This is a genomic window from Caldifarcimen microaerophilum (genome assembly GCF_055387105.1).
The window spans coordinates 234707-255766 of record NZ_AP038914.1; the positions used below are offsets into that span (position 1 = coordinate 234707).

6 protein-coding genes are annotated in these 21060 nt (G+C 56.7%); 5 read left to right on the forward strand and 1 reads right to left on the reverse strand.

Translation table 11 applies throughout. The features are described 5' to 3' along the window. Nucleotides 1–55 precede the first annotated feature (55 nt). A complete protein-coding gene (locus AC6HU3_RS01155) occupies nt 56–502 on the reverse strand; it encodes a hypothetical protein (protein ID WP_497473976.1) in 447 nt (148 codons plus the stop codon). A gap of 24 nt (nt 503–526) precedes the next feature. Between AC6HU3_RS01155 and AC6HU3_RS01160 the strand changes: the two genes are divergently transcribed. The 5 genes from AC6HU3_RS01160 to AC6HU3_RS01180 all read left to right on the forward strand — a co-directional run bounded on the left by AC6HU3_RS01160 (nt 527) and on the right by AC6HU3_RS01180 (nt 20925). After that, nucleotides 527–1576, forward strand: a complete 1050-nt coding sequence (locus AC6HU3_RS01160) for an Ig-like domain-containing domain (RefSeq protein WP_497473977.1) — start codon at nt 527–529, stop codon at nt 1574–1576. 50 nt (nt 1577–1626) lie between these two features. Then, nucleotides 1627–3546 (forward strand): Ig-like domain-containing domain, encoded by a 1920-nt coding sequence (locus AC6HU3_RS01165; RefSeq protein WP_497473978.1) that lies wholly within the window; start codon nt 1627–1629, stop codon nt 3544–3546. A gap of 50 nt (nt 3547–3596) precedes the next feature. Beyond that, the gene (locus AC6HU3_RS01170; protein WP_497473979.1) at nt 3597–5690 is read left to right on the forward strand and encodes an Ig-like domain-containing domain; all 2094 of its coding nucleotides are present in this window, start codon (nt 3597–3599) and stop codon (nt 5688–5690) included. Nucleotides 5691–5725: 35 nt separating this feature from the next. Beyond that, a complete protein-coding gene (locus AC6HU3_RS01175) occupies nt 5726–7858 on the forward strand; it encodes an Ig-like domain-containing domain (protein WP_497473980.1) in 2133 nt (710 codons plus the stop codon). Between the two features lie 257 nt (nt 7859–8115). After that, the gene (locus AC6HU3_RS01180; RefSeq protein ID WP_497473981.1) at nt 8116–20925 is read left to right on the forward strand and encodes an Ig-like domain-containing protein; all 12810 of its coding nucleotides are present in this window, start codon (nt 8116–8118) and stop codon (nt 20923–20925) included. Nucleotides 20926–21060 lie beyond the last annotated feature (135 nt).

A 21060-nucleotide genomic window follows, 5' to 3' on the forward strand; every position in this document is an offset into this window, starting at 1 on the left:
GATCGTACCAACACGTACCTGCGGAAGTAATGATACAACCGTTGTAACGGAAACTCTAAACGGTACCGGTTTCGACTTCGTTCACACCCGCCCCGCCGATGGGGTGGAGGCGGGCGATACCCTGTATCCCGGTGATGTTGTCGGCCACACACAGGCCGCGAACAACTGCTGGAACGAACACCTCCACTTCGAAGAAGCGGATGGCGGGCTCAATCCCCTGCGAGGTGGGGGACTGGATCCCTACACCGATACCGCCCCACCCGACATCGAGTCCCTGCGCGTCGTGCACCATGACAACAACATCCAGACCCTCGACACCCTCTGGGGCAAAGTCGATCTCGTCGCCAAAGCCCGGGACCCTCAAAGCCTCGGAACCAGCCACACAGGCCTCTACCGCGTCGGATTCAACCTCCACCGGCCCAATCAATCTCAACCCTTCCACACCCACGAAGCCGTCCGCTTCAACAGCATGCGCGATAAGACCTGGAACCTCGTGTACCATTCCCAATGGAGCTCCATGAGTCCCATGCGGATGTGGTATATCGTGACCAACACAGGAAGTGAAGACCAATTCTGGAACACCAAACTGAGAGCCGGAGAACAGTGGAACGGAGGGAATGCCACCACGCCGGCGGAGGCAAAGACCGGAGATGGAATCGTGGAGATCCACGCATGGGGATGCGACATTCAGGGGAACTGTGATACACTGGTTCAGCGCATGGTGGTGGACAATTTTGGGCCGTATGTGGAGATGGTGGTGATGGGACAGGGGGCGAAGGGATACCTGGCCGGATGGCCGTCGAGCGGCGTGGACGAAAACAATCTCGGGGACCTGATTGTGAGCCAGAGAGACACCCTGGTTCAGGGCCAGGCTGTTGACCTGTGGTTGCTGTTTTCGGAACCTCTGGATCCTTCGAATCGGGATCTGGAGATTTGGGTGAGATATGAGAACACGGGAAGGGAATACGTTGTGAGTCGTGTGGATGGAAGATGGGAAGATCGCGACGTGGACGGGGATGGAAATCCGGAGAGTTTCTGGGATGGTGAGATTTTGATTCCTGGGGATGCGTCGAAAGGAGACACGGGGAAGGTTTACCTTGTGATCGGAGGGACCCTTCGGGACCAGGCGGGGCATGAACTGGACCGTGATCCCCGAACGATACCCCATCGGGATGATCAGGGGAGAATGGTGGGGATTGAAGCGGGAGCGGACGAGAATCACTGGTTCTGGGTTAAACCCGGGGGTGTATGCCTTCTTTCCCACTCTCCTGGTGACGGAGATCAGGGGGTGCCGGTGATTTCGCCGATTGTTCTTTCTTTTTCCCGCCCCATGGATACGAGTTCGGTGAGGGCGGGATTATCCATTTCACCTTCTTTTCTCTGGCAATGGGAATGGACCTCGGACCTCAAAACCGTGACCATCCGCCCCACCGACACCACCAGAGACCTCTGGTATGCCACCACCTACACCGTCTCCCTCGACACCACCATCGTGCGCGATACCGCCCACAACCCCCTCAACGCCTCCCACCAGGGGAGGGGAGAAAGATTCCTTTGGAAGGGGTTTACGGTTTGAAGGAGTTGGCGTAAATTAAACATGGAGACGTGAAATAAGGAGGTTGGGTTATGTATCGGTGGATGTTGATGGGATGGGTGGTGGCTATGGTTTTTACCCTACCTTCCAGGGTCTACGGGCAATCCATGCAACCTGAAGACTACACCTGTAGCAAGGTAAGAGGCACCAACAAAAAGTTGAAGCTGTCCGATATTCAGAAGGGATGGGACGATGTGAAAAGAAGGATTAAGAGCAGGGAACAGGCGCTTGAGTATTTCAGAAAACTGCAGGATTACTCGTTCCAGGAAGCGATGGAGACAGGAAGATACGCATCAACCTGGATCAGCATTGCTTTTCGGGTTGTGGGGCAATATTTGACCTGTGAGGACAAGCTCAAGATTATTCAAAGGGATCTGGAGTTTTACAGGAAGCATGAGGATATGCTTCCCGAGACGTATCCGTGGCAACTCAAAGGCATGGAGTGTGCCAAAGACTTCATTCGGTCGGAGTTGAAGAAGAAAAACCTGAGCCGGATGTACCGGGGCTGGCTCATCATCCAGGCAAGTTCCTTCTGGTATGAAGAATTCAGAGATTCCCTCCTCGCCGTCGCAAAGGACAAACGATACCCATGGGGCGTGAGAGAAGATGCCGTGGTGAGTATTCGAGACACATCAAAAGAAGCCATTCAGACCCTTCTTGAACTTGTGAACGACAAAACAAAAATCAAAGTCCCTGTCTCTCCATGGTCCAAACGGAAAAAAGACTGGTATCCTATTCGTGAAGTCGCTATCATCAAACTCTACAAATTGAAAAAACAACACCTCCTCCCCGAAAAGGTCCGCCGGGAATGGGAAAAGCAATACGAAGGCCCACAGGTCCAATATCTGAAGATCACCCCTCAAGGGAAAAAGAAGCGCGCGCTGGTTCCTGTGGCAATTTACTTTGAGAAAAATGCGGTGATCGAAGGGACAAATTGGCCTGCATGGTTTTACTACTGGAGACAGGTGATCGCCGATGCCGTCGGATGGACACCCGATAAGATCCGATTCCTGCAATCCCCCTCGGATTGCAATGTCCAGGGTCTGGAACTCCCTGGAGGGTGCTATCAGCCTGGTGACAACGGCGTGTTCGTGACCTCTCTGGCTTCGGGTGCAGGACATCAATACAACAGCGATGAAACGTATGAAGGAATTGACCTCATGGGAATGACCGTGGTGCACGAAAAAGCCCATCATGATTACTTCTGGACAAACTGGGCTCCGGTGCTCCAGGACGAAAATGGCAATCTGGATTTTGATCGCCGACCGCTCTATGACGGAGACAACGACTGGATGGTGGACTCGGAGGAACCAAGAACAGTGATGGTGGGAAACGCACAGGTCTGGTTTGATTCTCTGAAAACAAAGACCCATATGTTCTATTCCCAAAGGATGGCAGACAATGAGCTGTGGGCATCGCTGCATGGCTGTCTCTGGGAGAAAGGGAGTGTGGATCATCTGGACTGGTCGTGGGGGCCATACAGCAAACAGAAGGACCTGGAATTGCCCCCGGTTCCCACCGATCCCGAAGTGATCATCATCAAACCCACCTCAGATCAGGATCGGAAATGGGTCTGGGGAAAACCCGGAGAAAAACTCCCTCTCCTGGCTGAAGAACGGCTGGAAGGGGTGGCCTCGATTCGATGGGGACTTAAGGTGGGAAATGACAGTTTCAGCGTCGAAACGGATCCGGGACAAGAAGGAGAAATGGTTAATGTTCTTCCTAACTGGCCCCTGGACAACAACGATTTCGGATATGCATTGCTGGAAGTAGAGCCTCAATGGTTCGTATGCCTGACTGACCACTCACCCAAAAGCGGAGATCAGGGGGTGCCGGTGATTTCGCCGATTGTTCTTTCTTTTTCCCGCCCCATGGATACGAGTTCGGTGAGGGAGGGATTATCCATTTCACCTTCTTTTCCCTGGCAATGGGAATGGGGGTTTACGGTTTGAAAAGTTTTGCGTAAATTAATCATGGAGACGTGAAACAAGGAGGTTGGGTCATGTATCGGTGGATGTTGATGGGATGGGTGGTGCTGGGAATTGTGGGGAGACTGGAGGCACAGCAGTATGATGAACCTACGGATTACACCTGTGAGATGGTTCGAAGCCCAAGCCCAAAGTCTGGTTCTCCTTACGGAAGATGGAAGGAGGTCAGTTCGCGAGAGGAAGCAATTACGTATTTTCAAGAGTTGCAAGAGTGGACTCACCAAAAGGCCATAGAAGAAGGTGCTGAACGGTCTGGATTCCTGAAAAACGTGCTCTACCGCATCGGGAATTACCTAACTTGCGAGGATAAGATGAAAATCATCGTGGAGGACATTCGATTTTACGATAAACATCAGGATCTGCTTCCACAGAAAACTTTCCCCTGGTCTCTCAAAGGCATGGAGTGTGCCAAAGACTTCATTCGGTCGGAGTTGAAGAAGAAAAACCTGAGCCGGATGTACCGGGGCTGGCTCATCATCCAGGCAAGTTCCTTCTGGTATGAAGAATTCAGAGATTCCCTCCTCGCCGTCGCAAAGGACAAACGATACCCATGGGGCGTGAGAGAAGATGCCGTGGTGAGTATTCGAGACACATCAAAAGAAGCCATTCAGACCCTTCTTGAACTTGTGAACGACAAAACAAAAATCAAGGTCCCTGTCTCTCCATGGTCCAAACGGAAAAAAGACTGGTATCCTATTCGTGAAGTCGCTATCATCAAACTCTACAAATTGAAAAAACAACACCTCCTCCCCGAAAAGGTCCGCCGGGAATGGGAAAAGCAATACGAAGGCCCACAGGTCCAATATCTGAAGATCACCCCTCAAGGGAAAAAGAAGCGCGCGCTGGTTCCTGTGGCAATTTACTTTGAGAAAAATGCGGTGATCGAAGGGACAAATTGGCCTGCATGGTTTTACTACTGGAGACAGGTGATCGCCGATGCCGTCGGATGGACACCCGATAAGATCCGATTCCTGCAATCCCCCTCGGATTGCAATGTCCAGGGTCTGGAACTCCCTGGAGGGTGCTATCAGCCTGGTGACAACGGCGTGTTCGTGACCTCTCTGGCTTCGGGTGCAGGACATCAATACAACAGCGATGAAACGTATGAAGGAATTGACCTCATGGGAATGACCGTGGTGCACGAAAAAGCCCATCATGATTACTTCTGGACAAACTGGGCTCCGGTGCTCCAGGACGAGAACGGAAATCTGGATTTTGATCGCCGTCCACTCTATGACGGAGACAACGACTGGATGGTGGACTCGGAGGAACCAAGAACAGTGATGGTGGGAAACGCACAGGTCTGGTTTGATTCTCTGAAAACAAAGACCCATATGTTCTATTCCCAAAGGATGGCAGACAATGAGCTGTGGGCATCGCTGCATGGCTGTCTCTGGGAGAAAGGGAGTGTGGATCATCTGGACTGGTCATGGGGGCCATACAGCAAACAGAAGAACCTGGAATTGCCCCCGGTTCCCACCGATCCCGAAGTGATCATCATCAAACCCACTTCAGACCAGGATCGGAAATGGGTCTGGGGAAAACCCGGTGAAAAGCTTCCTCTCCTGGCTGAAGAACGGCTGGAAGGGGTGGCCTCGATTCGATGGGGACTTAAGGTGGGAAATGACAGTTTCAGCGTCGAAACGGATCCGGGACAAGAAGGAGAAATGGTTAATGTTCTTCCTAACTGGCCCCTGGACAACAACGATTTCGGATATGCATTGCTGGAAGTAGAACCTCAATGGTTCGTATGCCTGACTGACCACTCACCTGGAGATGGAGATCAGGGCGTGCCGGTGAACCAACCTATCATCTTGAGTTTCAATCGTCCGATGGATACGGCCTCTGTGAGACAGGGATTGAACATCACACCGGGATTTCAAAAATCACTGATCTGGAGTCCCAATTTAAAACTTGTCAGCATCTTTCCTTTGGATCCCACCAGAGACCTCCGGTATGCCACATTTTCCCCCTCCCCCAACCCCTCCCACCAGGGGAGGGGAGAAAGCACTCGCAACAGCGGATGGACGGCCATTCCCTCCCCCTTGACGGGGGAGGGTTCGGGTGGGGGTGTCCATGGGGTTTACGGTTTGAAGGATTTGGCGTAGATTAATCTTGGAGACGTGAAACAAGGAGGGTTAAAATGAGGTGGTTGGTTGTTTTTCTGGTCATGGCTACACCAGTCTGGCTTGAAGCCAGAGATTATACCTGTTACGATGTACGTCAGGGTAGCGGCGGAGGCCAGAACCAGAAAGAGTTAACCAATCCATACATTCCCTTTGATAGCACCCGAATCCAATCGAGGACAAGTGCCCTGGAATTTGTCAAGGAAGTGCAGCGAAGGGCTCATCTTCAAGCCCTTGAAATGGGATCCGAGCGGAGTGTGCCCGTGGATTGGGCACTAAGTAAAGTGGCGAAATACCTCACCTGCGAAGACAGTCTGAAAATCATCGTGGAGGACATTCGATTTTACGATAAACATCAGAATCTGCTTCCACAGAAAACTTTCCCCTGGTCTCTCAAAGGCATGGAGTGTGCGAAGGATTTCATTCGATCGGAGTTGAAGAAGAAAAACCTCAGCCGGATGTACCGGGGCTGGCTCATCATCCAGGCAAGTTCCTTCTGGTATGAAGAATTCAGAGATTCCCTGTTTGCCATTGTACTGGACACAACCTGGCCACGGGATTTCCGAATCATCGCCATTACCTCCCTGCGTGATACCTCGGATACAACCCGTAACTTCCTCCTACACGTTCTCACAACTCCAGAACTGGAAACCTGGAAAGCAAGAGTCTACGAATTGGGCTCCATTCAGCACGAAGCCTACATCATGCTTAACTTCCTTGGGCTTGGAAAATATATCCCCGACAGTATTCGAAGTTACTATGAGGAAAAAATCAGAAAGGAAGTGTGGAGTTTCCCAAAATATGTGACGACTTTCAACGTCGCCTACTATTTCCCATACCGTCGAAAGCTTCAGGGATACCTACCGGCCTGGTTTGCTTTTTGGAAAAAAGCGATCGTTCAATTTACTCCCGCTTTGAGTGAAGGTGAAGTGGTTTTCGCAGATGTTTCCCAATGTCATCACGACAATGCGATGGGATGTTACCTTGGAGGAAGAACGGTTGCGGTAACAGAGCGTGCGGGTGGAATGGGAAGTCCCTACGGAATTGGTCCAGACTACGAAGGGATTGATCTGATGGGGATGGTGGTGTTTCATGAATTGGCCCACAGGAACATATCCGATGCCTCGAGAGAAGGGGATATCGATTCCGATGGAGACAGGATTCCGGATCGTGTAGAAACGGCGGGGATATGGGTTGGCCAGGGCACGTTTCGGCCCAATGCGTACCTTTTTACCTCAGATCCCACACGCAGGAGAACTCACACGTTTTATGGATTTACAGCGCCGCCGTACGCTCCTGATAAGGAGTTCGATGATGAAGAGATTTATGCACTTGCACAGGGGTGTGTATGGGAACCCCATATGGCGGATGCGCTGGACTGGTCATGGGACGACGGAGGGAGTCTGAGCCGACAGGAAGATATTCCACTGGGAGGGCTTGTCGAAGACAATTTAATTCGGATTGTTTTTCCGCGGTCAGAATGGGATCGGCGGTGGGTGATGAGAGCGAATGAGAGTTTTGTTTTGCGTGCAGAGGCAAAAGATACGAACGTCAAGATGATTCGTTGGGACATCGAGGTATGGGAACCCGAGAGAGGGAAAAGTGTGGTCAAGACGTACTGGACGAGTCCCGGGGAGGACCTGGTCCTGACGGAAGAGGAGGTTATGAACTTGGAGAACTGGTATCCCAAGCGTATTGAGGATTTTGGGGTGAAAGAGGTGCGGGTTGAAGGGGTGATGGGGGTATGTCCTATTATGGATTTCGAAGAGAGGAAAAACGGTGCACAGGGTGTGCCTGTCACTGCCAATATTCGACTCCATTTCACCCGCCCCATGGATACGAGTTCGGTGAGGGCGGGATTAAACATATCACCCTCTTTTCTCTGGCAATGGGAATGGTCCAGTGACCTCAAAACCGTGACCCTCCGCCCCACCGACACCACCAAAGACCTCCGGTATGCCACCACCTACACCGTCTCCCTCGACACCACCATCGTCCGCGATACCGCCGGCAACCCCCTCAACGCCTCCCACCAGGGGAGGGGAGAAAGCACTCGCAACAGCGGATGGACGGCCATTCCCTCCCCCTTGACGGGGGAGGGTTCGGGTGGGGGTGTCCATGGGGTTTACGGTTTGAAGGATTTGGCGTAAATTAATCTTGGGGACGTGAAACAAGGAGGGTTAAAATGAGGTGGTTGGCTGTTTTTCTGGTCATGGCTACACCAGTCTGGCTTGAAGCCAGAGATTATACCTGTTACGATGTACGTCAGGGTAGCAGCGGAGGCCAGAACCAGAAAGAGTTAACCAATCCATACATTCCCTTTGATAGCACCCGAATCCAATCGAGGACAAGTGCCCTGGAATTTGTCAAGGAGGTACAGCGAAGGGCTCATCTTCAAGCCCTTGAAATGGGATCTGAACGGAGTGTGCCTGTGGATTGGGCACTAAGTAAAGTGGCGAAATATCTCACCTGCGAAGACAGTCTGAAAATCATCGTGGAGGACATTCGATTTTACGATAAACATCAGGATCTGCTTCCACAGAAAACTTTCCCCTGGTCTCTCAAAGGCATGGAGTGTGCCAAAGACTTCATTCGGTCGGAGTTGAAGAAGAAAAACCTGAGCCGGATGTACCGGGGATGGCTCATCGTCCAGGCAAGTTCCTTCTGGTATGAAGAATTCAGAGATTCCCTCCTCGCCGTCGCAAAGGACAAACGATACCCATGGGGCGTGCGCAGAATTGCAATTGGAAGCATACCTGAATGGGACACATCAGAAAAAACAATTCAAACTTTGCTGGAACTCGTAAATGACAAAACCAGGCTTAAAAAACCCGTATCTCCATGGTCCAAACAGAAGGAAGATTGGTATCCCATTCGGACAGTAGCGATCATCAAGCTGTATCGGATGAAAAAGCAAGATCGTCTCCCCGAAAAGGTCCGCCAGGAATGGGAAAAGCAATACGAAGGCCCACAGGTCCAATATCTGAAGATCACCCCTCAAGAGAAAAAGAAGCGCGCGCTGGTTCCTGTGGCAATTTACTTTGAGAAAAATGCGGTGATCGAAGGGACAAATTGGCCTGCATGGTTTTACTACTGGAGACAGGTGATCGCCGATGCCGTCGGATGGACACCCGATAAGATCCGATACCTGCAATCCCCCTCGGATTGCAATGTCCAGGGTCTGGAACTCCCTGGCGGGTGCTACCAGCCTGGTGACAACGGCGTGTTCGTGACCTCTCTGGCTTCGGGTGCAGGACATCAATACAGCAGCGATGAAACGTATGAAGGAATTGACCTCATGGGAATGACTGTGGTGCACGAAAAAGCCCATCATGATTACTTCTGGACAAACTGGGCTCCGGTGCTCCAGGACGAAAATGGCAATCTGGATTTTGATCGCCGTCCATTCTATGACGGAGACAACGACTGGATGGTGGATTTTATGGAAGGTGATACAGTTTTTGTGGGCAACGCAAAAGTGGCTTTTGATCCAACTTTTATGGAGACTCATAGGTTTTATTCGCAGCCTTTATCGGACAATGAGCTGTGGGCATCGCTGCATGGCTGTCTCTGGGAGAAAGGGAGTGTGGATCATCTGGACTGGTCATGGGGGCCATACAGCAAACAGAAGAACCTGGAATTGCCCCCGGTTCCCACCGATCCCGAAGTGATCATCATCAAACCCACCTCAGATCAGGATCGGAAATGGGTCTGGGGAAAACCCGGAGAAAAACTCCCTCTCCTGGCTGAAGAACGGCTGGAAGGGGTGGCCTCGATTCGATGGGGACTTAAGGTGGGAAATGACAGTTTCAGCGTCGAAACGGATCCGGGTCAAGAAGGAGAAATGGTTAACGTTCTTCCCAACTGGCCCCTGGACAACAACGATTTCGGATACGCATTGCTGGAAGTGGAGCCTCAATGGTTCGTATGCCTGACCGAGCATTCTCCCAAAAACGGAGATCAGGGTGTGTCCGTGCAGGAATCAGTGATTTTGAGTTTTAATCGCCCCATGGATATTTCATCTGTCCAAAGGGGGTTCAGACTGTCCCCTCAAATCCCTTATCCCCTTCTTTACACCTGGACACCGGATTTAAAAACCGTGATCATCTCTCCGTTTGACTCACTGCACGGATTCCGCTATCTTACTGAATACACCGTCTCCCTCGACACCACCATCGTGCGCGATACCGCCGGCAACCCCCTCAACGCCTCCTGCGCCCAACCGTTCTCCTTCACCACCGACTCCCTCCACCTTCCCACCGACGTGACGCCCGCTTCCTCCCCCAAACTCGCCACCCTCCCACCGGACGACTCCGCCTCTCTCACCAACCGCTACACCTTCCAGGTCCCCTTCGCCGAAACCCTCACCCTCATCTTTTCCGTCACAAACGAAAACCCGCGCGCAGAATCCGTCCGTGTCATCCACGACCTCCTCATCCCCTCCTCCATTCTCGTGCTTTCCCACGATCCTGACACCACGGTGTGGCTTCAGCCGGGGGAAACCTATCAATCCACCATCCAGGCCATCGATCCCCGAACCCCCGATTCCTGCTATGCGGGAAGCTATCAGAACGACAGGATCCTCCTCCGGGTGAAAGCCTGGGTCCCCGGTTATCTCCAGTTCCAGCAATCCGAAGAAATCGAGATCCGCCCCTCTCCCGTCGACGGCCCCTGGGTTCTGGCCTCCAGCCCTGCAGAAGGCGAAGACGGCGTTTCCCCCACACCCCCCATCCGCATCGTGTTTGACCAGATCATGGATACCACCACAGGAGGCCCAATCACCATTGTCCGATGGGATCGGTCCACAGGTTCCTTTGAACAGCATGTCGTGGAATATGCCTGGCAAAATTCATCCACCGTTTCAGGAAACCTCGCTCCCGGCGATTCCCTTGGCGTGTGCAAAGTGTATACCCTTTCTGTGCCCCATCAATTCCGCAACCGGTGCGGTGCACCGCTGGATCGAAATGACGACGGGGCTCCAGAAGGCTACACCGCAACGTTTCGAACCGTCACACCGGAAGTTTCGGTCTCCGTTCCGCCCATCGGTGTGGTGCCTCCCGGCGAGGCCCAAACCGTCCCCATCTATGTCCATGTCCGACCCCGGGAGTTCAAAGATCGCGTCCGGGTTTGGGCTTCGGGAGGAACGGTGAGCCAGGACCAACAGGGAAACTACTTCCTGACCGTGGTGGGAAGCGAGTCCTGCACGCCCTGCCGGGCCAGGGTGTTCGCTTCTCTGAACGTTCCCTGCGACACGGTGGACAGTCTCCCCGTAACCTGGGCGTCCCGCACGGTCCGAAGATACGTGAGTGTCACACCAGACGATCCCACCGGTCCGGACGAAAACGAAGAAGTGCCTCCGCCTGTCGAATTCCCCACCGATCTTCTTGCCCCCACACCGGATATACGCCCCTATGTGGGCATTCTGAGCGCGCCTCAAAGTGCGGCGCTGCAGGCTGCGTTGTTCGATGCGGGCGTTCCCAGTGTGGAAGTGGATTTCAACACCGACTCCATGAAGTTTGAAGTGCTCGGGATCTCCTGGATCCCTTTTGACAGCCTCCGGGTCCTCTTCATCCCCACCGACGGCCTGGTTCCCTTCCAGAATGTGCCTGCATTTGCAAGCAGCATCGCAGACTTTGTCTCCCGGGGTGGTGTGCTTGTGGTGTTTTCGCAGAAAAATTCGCAAGCGTATGAGGTCCTTCCTCGCGCTGACGAACTCACCGTCACCGGATGGGACGAGGAACGTCAGTGCGCCTCATCCCAGACCTATTTTGACACATGGCATCCCCTGTCCTGCGGGTTTGGATTCGACAGATCCTATCTCGCAACCGACGGTTCGGTGGTGGAGGCTCCCGCGGACGCCGTATGGATGGTGCGGAAAGTGACCAATGCGCAGGGGGCAGCCGTGATCTATCCCTTCGGTCAGGGGTATGTAGTGGTTGCCCCAGGTTATCCGGACTGGGACTACGCCCGGGGACGGCTTCCAGCGCTCACCCAGCGATGGCTGGCCGGCCTTGCCTTCTGGGGATTTGCGCCCCATGAGGGACACGAGATTCAGGCCGGACAGAGCGCATCAGGTCTCGCGTACACGCTGGTCCTTCCCGATCTATCCGTGCACCGTCTCGTCCCGTTTGTGTTTTTCTACTCCTGGTGGAACCTTCATCCGGACACCCTCTGGCTGGACACACTCGTCGTTTCTGACTCGATAGATAGCCTGAATCTGGTGCTGGACATTCCGGCCGGACTTTCTGCTGGCGTGTATCCGGTGAATGTCCGCCTTCTTGGATCCGGAGATTCTCTCCTTCGGGACATGCCTGTGGGCTGGCTTGCCGTGCGTTCACCAAACATCCAGCCGGAGAACCCGGCGGGAAGCCCGGTTCGCGCCTGGTTCACCGTCCGGAGTCAGAGCGACACCCGCATCGGAGATACCCTGTGGCTGCATGTGAAAAACCTTTCGGATTCGGTTCTTGCCCTGCGAGTGGGAATAACAATGTGGCATGATTGGGCTAACATGCTGGTGGATACCCCATGTACCCTTGCTCCCGGCGTTGAGGTCCAACTCCCGGTGAAAATCACCCTGGACCTTCCAAGAATCCTCGGACGCGGAAGAATTTTTGAGGCCTCGGTATACGATGCGGATTTAAGAGTTTCTACATCTACAGCCATACGTCTCAATGTTTCCCTGTCCTTTGATGCTTCCTTCCAAGTTCACACGTTTTTGCAGAACCACGTGTTCTCCCGTCTCATCCCCTTTACCTTCAGATTCGTCACGGACAGTCCCCTGGATGCCCTTCCCCTCCATATTTCTGTCAGGGCCACCAAGGAGGATTCGTTATGGTGGATAGATACGTTTTTTGTTACGGTTGATACACCCGGAATCTACACCCTTCAGGACACCCTGTGGCCTTCACCGCCCCTTTCTCCAGGGAAATACTACCGGATTGAACCGTCCATCCTGGTTGACAGCTTACCTGTTTCTCTCACTTCTGCAATGGTCGTGCCCATAGACCCGTATGGTGCCCGGGACACACTGAAAATGACACTGGATTCTTCCCATGTCTTCCTGCGCGTGGAGAACCTCGTGACGGATTCCAGTTTCGTGATCGAGAGTCTGGAGGTGGTGACCCGCCTTGAAGCGGTGGACACCGACACACAGGTGCTGTTCACCGACACCCTTTTTTTCCCGCAACTCGCTGCAGGAGCGCGAATCGACACCCTTCTTCCCCTCCCGGCACTTCCCTTTATCCTTCGTCCGGCCTGGCTAGACACCTTCCCCCCTTACAAACGTTATTTCTGGACTGTCACACGACGTTCGGCAACCCTGCCCTATCTTCGAAAATCCCGCTTCGAAATCATCCGCCCAGGGATTCTAATTCTGGACTCTGCAAGCACAACGTCAGGCGTCGAAGGGGGAACCTTTTTCTCCATCCTGAAAATCCGCGCAGGATTCAACCGTCAGAATCCCCGGGTACGTTGGGAAGAAGCCCGATTGTTTGTTGCCCGCGACCCGGATTCGCTGGGCGGCGCTCCCGATACCCTGGAAATCGTCCTTCGGCCTGACACAAGTCGTGATCTTTTCGACGTGGACACGCTGATCCCCTGGTCCTTCACCCTCCTTCCCCCACGGAGTGGCCTGTTCTTCCCCACCATACGGGTGTTCCGATCGGCCGGCGATCCGGCCGATACCCTGACCTTCCGGACACGCCTCGTCATCCCTCCTTCCGCCTTTCTCTGGAGTATCCCCGAAACCCTCACCGCCGGACAGGGATACACCCTCATCCTCTCCAACGTCGGCGGGCTCTCCGACACCCTCATCCTGGACACCCTGTATATCTTCCCCTCCGAAGGAACCTTTCCCGTTGCCATCCTCACCTTCAACGGCGCTTCGCTCATCGTGGACCCCGGTGCAACCTCCACCTTTCCCTCTCCTGCACCCCTTCCCCTCCTCCCCTCCGGCTGGTATCGCTTTCGCCTTGTGGCCCGGGGCAACCCTTATTCACCCGCTCACTTCGGCCAACACGCTTTCATCCAGGGCTGGACGGACTCCATCCAGGTGGACGCCCTCCAGGATGTGTATCTGGCCGGCCAGTCCCCCACCACCACCTTCTCCCTCAGCCACCATGGCCCTGACCTCCCCGCACGCATTTCCCTTACCTTCCTCCGAAACGCCGAAGGTGTCCAGGAATCCACCCTGGTTCTGGACGGATGGAACCACGTGGATCAATATGGAGGTGTGGACTGGGACCCCTCGCGGGGATGGGTGATCCGGGACTCCGCCGAAACTTGGAACAGGCGGGGATTTTCGGTCAACCTCTCGAACCTTGCCAAATCGGGAAGTCCGGTCCCCGCACCTTCCCGCCTGGAACGGTTCCGCAAGAACCTCGCCCTCCACACGAAGGGGTCACCTTCCCCACCCCCTCGCCTGAACGTCACGTATTCCCGTGTTCTGGTGGCACCCGAAGATTCCATCCTCACCCACCTCCTGGTGGTGGGCGACACCTCCCGCCTCCTCACCTTCGACGACACCCTCTATGCGGTCATCCAGTCCCTCACCCTGCCGGACGCGGGAGGATTTGAAGATTTCGTGCAAGCAGGAGGTTTTCTCTTTGCCTCTCAGCCAGACTCGGGACGGGTCCTGAAATTCTCCACAAGCCCCCTCGCCGTGCTTGACACCCTTGTCTTCAACCAGCCCACCGGCCTCGGGATCTTCGGCAACGAACTTCTGGTCACCGAACTGGGAACGGGGCGAATCTATCGCCTGGATCCTGCCACCGGCGCCACCATCCGCTCCTACACCGGGTTCTCCGCACCGGTGGACGCGGATCAGATCGGAAATCGCCTGGTGGTGAGCGATACGGCGGGCGGCGGGACGCTTGCGCTGGTGGATACCTCCACGGGGACACCGGTCCGCACCCTCGCCTCCGGCGTGTTCACACAGGTCCTTGCCGGTCACTTCGGGGAAATCTTCGCCTATGCTGCCGACTCGGGAAGATTCCTGGCCTTCGACACCCTCGGAAACGCCATCCCCTTCGACGGGGGTCCCGCCGTATCCAGCTATCCCCACTGGGCCCGGGGGATCGTCCCCATTCTCCTCCAGGGAGACCTGGATCTCTCCTGGGGCACCTACGCCACCGTCGACCGCTTCGAGGTGAAAGGGGGACTCACCGGCGAAGTGCTCTATCGGGTCTTTGACATCGGCGCTGACCTCCTGGAATGGCTTGACATCAACCACACCGATCCCACGGTCCCCGGAACCTCGGTGAGTCACCGGTTCCGGTATGATTGCGCTGCTTTCAAACGCGCCGAACTCGGAACCTGGTATCCCCTGGATTCCCTTCTCCTCCTCTCCCCCGCATCCGACTCGGCATGTCCCTGGCCCTCCACCGACCTGGAGATCCATGTGCGTTTGACCCGGGTCACCCACGCCACAACTTCGCCGGTCTGCCCGGCTCTTGCGCTCACGGGTCTGTTTCGCTCCCCGGAGACCTGGGTGTGGGATACGCTCTGGGAAGACACCCTCACCGAAGGCTTCATTCAGGTGGACACCCTCCTTCCTCCACCGGACTCCTTCCCCGAGGGAGATTACCGGGTGGAGATTCTCCTTGAAAGCACAGATTCCCTGGGCCTGCTTGTTGCCCAGGCCGAGGATGTCTTCCGGGTGGACTCGAGCGGCGTGGTCGCCCGTTTCCTCCCCGGTCCCAACCCCGTCTGGCCAGGGGAATCCCTCACCGTGTTCCTGGACCTCCAGAACCTCTCCGACAGCCTCTATTCCTCGTCCCGACTGAGAATCTTTACCCTGGATACCACATTCCTCGACACCCTCCTGGATCTTCCCTCCGGATTCCGGGACACCTTTGCCGTGAATCTCACAGCGGACAGCCTGATCCTCCGGGCGGAAGTCCGGAAAGACTCCCTTCTCCTCTCCCGGGCCGTGCGGATGATGGAACCGGAATCGGTGGGGTTTGAGCCTGACACCGTGATGGTTCCCGACACGGTGGGGGCGGACACCTTTGAGGTGAGCCTTGCGGGAACGGTGGGCTGGGTGACCTACGATCCCTTTGAGGGACGCATGATCGTGCCCCGTGGACGGGACGTTCCGGTGAGGATCCACCTTGCCTTTCAGGATACCGCCCTGCAGGAGACGCTGTTTGCTGAAGGGCGCGTGGAACGGACCTGGCATCTCGCGCCCACTCTGCCCCGATCCGACACCCTCCAGATTTCCGTGATCACGCCCAACGACACCTTCCAGGTCACCCGGGTCCTGACCTTCTCTCCTCAGGTCCAGATTCTTCTTGCCGACAGCGTGGTTCGCTGGAGTGATACGGTGGGCACCGTGGGCACGCTGCTTCAGGTGTCCGGTCGGCCGGACTCGGGATGGATGGACCTTCAGGTTCTGGCCGAAACCGAAGGTCCCCCGGATACGATCGTCCACCTCACCGAAGGGCTTCTCCTTGCCCCGGACACCATGAACTGGCAGCATCCCCTTGCCCTCGTGCCCGGAGATTACACGGCCATCCTCCGGGTGGGCACCGGCGGACTGGAACTGGATCGGGATTCCTTCCGGATCCGGGTTCGCCTGCCCTATCCGGTGCTTCTCTCCTGGTGGGTGGACTCCCTTGCCGATGAAAACGGCATCGGCGTCCACGCGGTTCTGGAAAACCCCGTTCCCCGGCCCCTCACCGGCGAGATCCGTGTCTCCTATGAAGCCGGCGAAGCCGACAGCCTCTTTACCCTGGACAGCCTCGCCCGCGACACCCTCACCCTCTGGCTCCCTCCCGCACCCCGCCCCGACCGATTCGGCCTCACCCTCCAGCTTCTTGAAGGCGGTGTTCCCTATCTCTGGGACGGTCGGCAAGTGTTCTTCCGCCCGATCTTCCAGCTGACCTATCCCGAAACCCTCCACGCCACCATGGGGGATCGGATCGTGATCCCCTTCACCCTCACCAACCACGGCACCGCCTATGCCTTCGATACCCTCCGGTGGGTCTGGGGCGAAAACGAGGAGTTCCGGGCCGTTTCCCTCTGGCCCGGGGATACCCTCCGGGATTCTTTCATGGTCTTCTTGCCCCCCGCCTTCGTGAGCGCGGTGGAACGTCCTTACTTCGAACTTGCAGGACAGACCTGGATCATGACCCTCCGGGTGGACGGCCTTGGTGTGGAAGACTCCTTCTTCGTTCCACGAGCGGCACGGGTGGGCGATACGGTCCAGATTCAGGCCATACTGGAAAACCGGAGCATCGTGCCCTTCCGGGGATTCCTCACCTTCCGGTATCACATGCAGGAAACCACCCTGGCCCTTGAACTTTCCGGACAGAAGATCGGGTTTCTCCCCGTGGACACGGCGCTTGTCCCACAGGATACGCCGGCGGTGTGGATTTCGCCCGTCCTGGCCGATACGGTGGACTCGGTGCGCGTCAGCCTGTTCGGAGACAGCCTGCAGCATGTGACCGTGCACGTGCGACGGGTGGACACCCTGACCCCGTGGATGCCCCTCGAAAGTCTTTTCGGATACATCGTCTATCAGGTCCGACTTCGCTTTACAGACACCGCCCGGGTGGACAGCCTGGTCCTCCACCGGTACCGGGGTGGGATGGCTCAGGACACGCTGATTCCAACTTTTCCTTCTCCGTCGGACACGTTTGTGTGGGCGTTTGTGATGGACACGGCCGGACCGACGCAGGATGTGTATCTGGAGGTGGACCACGAGAGCGGGCGGGGCGTGCTCTGGACGAGCCGGAAAATTCAGGTGGCGACGGATTCCTTGACGGTGTATCCCGAACGCCCCCGCTACGGGATTGGCGACACGCTGCGACTGGTGGTCCAGAGTCTTCGACCGGACACGCTGTTTTTGAATCCGGGGGTTCTGGGAGAAACCCTTTCGGTGCCGGTTCGGGTGGGGGGCGATACGGTTCTGATCGGGCGTGTTCCTCCCCTTGTGAGTGCGTCGTATTCGGTGGGGTATCGGGGGTTGTATGGTGACACGGGCCGGGTGTGGGTGGATGTGGAGGGGTTCAAGGTGGGGGTAATGGAACTGCGGGCACAGCAGGGACCGCCGGAGTCCCTGGGGGTATGGATGCGGATCCGGAGTGAGCACCGGTCTCCGGACAGCCTTCAGGTTCGCCTCCAGCTTGCGCAGGATGACACGGTCCTGCTTCTTGACGATACGGTCTGGACGCCCTTCCAGGCACCGGAGATGATTCTCACCCACCGGGATCGCCTTGCAGGTGGACACAACGGGATGGCGCGGCTTGCGTATGAACTGTTCGCCCTTCCGGAAAGCCTGCGGCTTGCCTCCGGGATGATGTGGATTTCCCTTTCGGGACTGGATCATGCGGGACCGGTGGTCACCGGGACACGGGTGGACGTTCCGGACGACACCACACAGCCGGTCCGCCTTGCCCTTGCCGTGGAGGACGAAAGCCCGGTGAGCGGATGGTTCCTGGTGCGTCGGGATACGGTGTGGGATACGTTGCAGGCTTCGGTGTATGGCGATACGCTGGTGGCCCTGGTCTGGGGAGGCGATCGCCGGCCGGTGGCCTGGTTCGCATGGCTTGTGGATGCCGACGGGAACACCACCCGCTGGCCGTCCGGAACCTGGCCGGAAACCTATGGCTATTTCCGCCGTCCGGTGGAACTCACCACCCAATTCGAACGGGTGGTGAACAAACGGGGAGATCGCCCCGTCCTCCTCTGGCGCCATCCGGGTGAAGAAGTGGTGTATGCCAGAGGCCTCGATGAACGGTGGATCGTGGTGGACACCACCCGGACCGTGGACGTGGTGCTCCTTCCCTCACAGCTTCCCGCCGTGATCGAGGAGATCCGCTTTTTCGGGGTGAGTGGACGGATTCGTGCCGAAATCCTTGTGGGAGACTCCCTGCGGGCCGCCGAAGAACGGGCGTTTTCAAGAGAAGGATGGAAGACCATTCCCTTCCACGTGGAGATCACCGACACGCCGGTGGTGCTCCGGTTCCGGGGTGCGCCGGACGGCGTGATGGGGTTTGTGAATGCGGATCGGCGGGTGGTGCTCACGGGAGGGATTGCCGGAACGCCCCTGCTTGTGGTGCAATACCGGTATCCCGTCACCTATCGGGTGGAGCGGGAGCGTCTTGCACCTGTCCCGGGTGCTGTGCGGATCTGGCCCGCCCTGACGGGATCACCCCTCGCCGACACCCTTCCCGGAGAAGGCGTGTATCACTACACCCTTTCCCTGGTTCTCCCCGACACCACGAAATCGGTGGACGGTGCGGTGGTAACTGTGGAAGGCGAAGGGCCTTGGGTGGGGTATGTGGGGAGCGTTCTGGACACCTCATCGCAGATTCAAAAAATCTCGCGCTTCCGGGTGTGGGATGCGAGCGGGGTTCGACGGGTGGTGGGCTTGATTCGGGATGGAAGGAAGTGGGAAGAGGTGGAACCCTTGGCCTTCGCAGGGGATACCGTGGCGTTTGCCCTTCCCCTCGGGGTGAACCGGATGTGGGTGGAGGCGGAGGATCACGCCGGTCATCGGATCCGGAGGGGGCCGTTCTATCCGGTGATTCACGGCCTCTCGGGCGTTTTGAGAGACACCACGCTGACCGGATGGGTCTTTGTTACGGGAGACGTGACCATCCCCGAAAGCGTCCGGGTGGCGCTTCAGGGTGCGCAGATCGTTCACGCACCGGGAGACGGCGAACAATCCGGATGGAACCGAAGCCGGATCGAATGGGTGGTTCGGGGACAGCTTCAAGGAAGCGATTGCAGGTTTCTCTCCGGAGGTGAACCGGAAGCCTGGGGGATCCGGGCCGAAGGGGGCCGGGTGGTTCTTCGGAACTGCGCGTTCACCGGCGGTCCGTGGGGGGTGTATGGATGGGGCGAAGGCGTTCTGGAAGGCAACCGCTTTGCAAAACAGGAACGGGCCGTCGGGATCACAGGCGGCACCTGGGTCCTCCGGGGGAACCGCTTTGATGAGGTGGGGACAGCCCTTGTCCTTGCAGGATCAAGCCCTTCGGATCGGGTGGTGCTTCGTCAGAATCGGGTGGAGCGTGCCCGGGTGGGGATTCGGGTGGATTCATGGAACGGTGCGTTCTGGGCGGATCTCTATCGCTCACCCGGAGAATTCCCTGCAGGCCTGAACGCCTTCTTCCAGACCGATACCGTGCTGATCAACCGGAGTCCACAGCCGTTGTTCTTCGGCGGGAATTTCCTGGGAACGGTGAATCTGGACTCTCTGGATACCCGTGTGGTGGACGATGAAGAAGGGGTGGGGGGTCCGGTGGAGGTGCTTCCCACCTACACGATGGGCGGGGTGGAGAAAGACACCACGCTGTGCCATCCTCTTCTGCTTGCGGGAGACTGGCTGATCCCCGAGGGGGTCCGGGTGAGCGTGTGTCCCGGGTTTGCGGTGTATGCCCTGGCAGGATACGATATGAGCCGGGCGGGAGAGGATTCGGATCGGGTGGAGCTGATCGTCCGCGGGGAATTGAACGTCGAACCGGCGCATGAAAAGCGAGAAGGGCTTCGTCTTCTTTTCACAAGCGATCGGTGGGCTCCGCAACCGGGTGACTGGGCAGGGATTTTGATCCATTCACCGGTGGATCTCGAGCTTTCGGGCTGGAAGGTTGTGGGGGCCATGCGGGGACTTGAGGTTCAGTCTGCGGGGAAAGCGCCCATCGCCGTGACCCTTCGGGACATGGTTTTCGAACATACCGGAACGGCGCTGGACCTTCGGAATGTGAGGGATTTTGAGGTGGAAGGGTCGCGCGTGGTGCAGGCCGAAACGGTGCTCGTGGCCGGTTCAGGGAGGTTTGAAGGAAACGTGGTGCGGGAAGGCAAGGTGTTTGTGGTGCACACCGGAAAAGATACGCTGTGGGCTCGATGGAATGACTGGGGTGTGTATGAATCGTCCGAAATCGCCCGGCGCATCCTTCCCGGACAGGGGGTGGTGATCTGGGAACCCTGGCTCAAACCGGGTGAAGTTGGGTCCGGTGTTCAGGCAGCCGATGCCCGTTCGGAAGGGATTCGTGTGGTGGGTGGACGGGGTGCGATTCGGGTGGTCTGGCACGTGGAGGAACCGGAGCGCCTGGTGGTCCGCGTGTTTGATGTGCTGGGTCGGGAGGTTGGAACCCGGCGAGGGAGGGTGAGAGGACAGGGGAGGTGGGAATGGAAGGTTCCTCCGGGTGTGTACGGTGTGGAGGTGATGCGGGGCGAACGGCGGATGTGGAAAGTTGTGATCCCGGGGCGATAAAGGCGGGTGCGAAAATCGGCTCCGGGCCGAACGCAGCCCCATTCCTCTCAGGGAGATGTTTCCCATCCGCCTCACGGGGGTGGAGGCCCACGCCTGCGACAGAAGTCCATCGCAGGTTTCTCGCCAGCATCGTGC